The sequence below is a fragment of the Sphingomonas sp. genome (genome assembly GCF_031380695.1).
Lineage (GTDB): Bacteria > Pseudomonadota > Alphaproteobacteria > Sphingomonadales > Sphingomonadaceae > Sphingomicrobium.
In genome coordinates this window covers 1-2,110 of sequence record NZ_JANMWY010000118.1, presented here as the reverse complement: position 1 = coordinate 2,110, position 2,110 = coordinate 1, and the positions used below count along the sequence as shown (strand labels likewise).

Here is a 2,110-nt window from a genome sequence, read left to right as displayed (position 1 = left end):
CGGGCGATCGTCTCGATCTTGAACATGCTCTCGCCCAGGCCTTCGGCGACGCGGCGCAAGCGGGACAGGGTTCGGTTGATTGCATCATCGCCGACGATGCGCCCTTCCCAGCAGGAGACAATCAGCTCATCGCGCGACAGGATTCGCCCCTCGGCTCGGAGGAAGGCGACGAACAGCTGCATCACCCGTGGCTCGAGAAATTCTTCCTGCCCGTCATCACGCACCACCCGGCGCAACCCCGGCTCGACCAAAAGTCGGCCAAGCCGCACCGAAGGCTCGTGGGCAAGCTCGATGCGAGGAGAAACACCCTGGCTGTTGTCGCTCGAGGCCATACGCGACGCCCTCATCGAAGACCGGAGCGATCACTCCGCCTTCATTCCCCCCAGAATGGGCTGGCACCGTATACGCCGGTCGTCATGCCTGGACAACTGCGCGGATCGCCGAGGTCAGGATTTGGCAGTCGGCACCGGTCAGCTGCGCACCCCTTAACGAAAAGGCCCCACGATCGCTCGCAGGGCCTCCTTTTCGCACTAGGCACGAAGCCTTAGTCGTTGTCGCTGCCGCCGGTCAGGAACGCCGGGGCGAACTCGGGCGCGGGGCCGTTGTCGCTATTGTCACGACGCGGGCCACGATCTCCACCTTCGGCGCGCGGACCACGGTCGCCGCCGCCTTCGCGACGCGGACCCCGGTCACCGCCATCACGGCGCGGGCCTCGGTCGCCCCGATCACCGCCACCGCCGCCGCCACCGGGACCGCGACCTTCACCACCACGACCACCGCCGCCATCGCGACGCGGGCCACGATCACGGTCGCCGCCACGCGGACGGTCGCCGCCCTCGCGCGCCTCACGCGGGGGACGGGTGTCCTCCAGCTCGGCACCGGTTACCTGGTCGACGACGCGCATCGACAGGCGGACCTTGCCGCGCTGGTCGACTTCGAGCAGCTTGACCTTGACTTCCTGGCCCTCGCTCAGTGCGTCACGCACATTCTCGACCCGCTCGTTGCGGATTTCCGACACATGGACCAGTCCGTCCTTGCCCGGCATGAACGTCACGAACGCGCCGAAATCGACGATGTTGGCGACCTTGCCGGTGTAGATCGTGCCGATCTCCGGCTCGGCGACGATGCCGTGGATCCAGGCGCGAGCGGCCTCGATCTGGGCGACGTCGGACGAGCTGATCTTGATCACGCCCTCGTCGTCGATGTCGACCTTGGCGCCGGTCGTCGCAACGATTTCGCGAATGACCTTGCCGCCGGTACCGATAATCTCGCGGATCTTGTCCTTGGGTACCGACATCGTCTCGATCCGCGGCGCGTGGGCCGACAGTTCGCTGCGCTCATGGTCGAGCGCCTTGGCCATTTCGCCCAGGATGTGGGCGCGGCCGTCCTTGGCCTGAGCCAAAGCGACCTTCATGATCTCCTCGGTGATGCCGGGGACCTTGATGTCCATCTGCATCGTGGTGATGCCCTCGGACGTGCCGGCAACCTTGAAGTCCATGTCGCCGAGGTGATCCTCGTCGCCCAGGATGTCGCTGATGACCGCGAAATCCTTGCCTTCCAGGATCAGGCCCATGGCGATGCCCGCGACCGGACGGATCAGCGGCACGCCCGCGTCCATCATCGACAGCGAACCGCCACACACCGTCGCCATCGACGAGGAGCCATTGCTCTCGGTGATGTCGGACAGGACGCGGATCGTGTAGGGGAAATCCTCGTTCGACGGCAGCATCGGGTGCAGCGCGCGCCACGCCAGCTTGCCATGACCGACTTCGCGACGCCCGGGGGCGCCGAAGCGGCCGACTTCGCCGACCGAATAGGGCGGGAAGTTATAGTGCAGCATGAAGCGCGAGTAGGACAGGCCGTCCAATCCGTCGATCATCTGCTCGGCGTCCTTGGTGCCGAGCGTGGTCGTGCAGATCGCCTGCGTCTCGCCGCGCGTGAACAGCGCCGACCCATGGGTGCGGGGCAGGAAGCCGACCATCGCCTCGATCGGGCGAACGGTCTTGGTATCGCGGCCGTCGATGCGGCGACCTTCCTTCAGGATGGCGGTGCGGACGATGTCGGCTTCCAGGCTCTTGACCGCCTTGGATGCGCTCATCTGCTCCTGCGG

2 protein-coding genes are annotated in these 2,110 nt (G+C 66.2%); both read right to left on the bottom strand.

Annotated features, from left to right (window positions below):
• Positions 1 to 332, bottom strand: a 332-nt coding sequence (locus RMN84_RS04350) for a winged helix-turn-helix domain-containing protein (RefSeq protein WP_309610977.1), incomplete at its 3' end; no start/stop codon positions are given.
• A gap of 212 nt (positions 333 to 544) precedes the next feature.
• Positions 545 to 2,110, bottom strand: a 1,566-nt coding sequence (pnp, locus tag RMN84_RS04345; protein ID WP_309610976.1) for a polyribonucleotide nucleotidyltransferase, incomplete at its 5' end; no start/stop codon positions are given.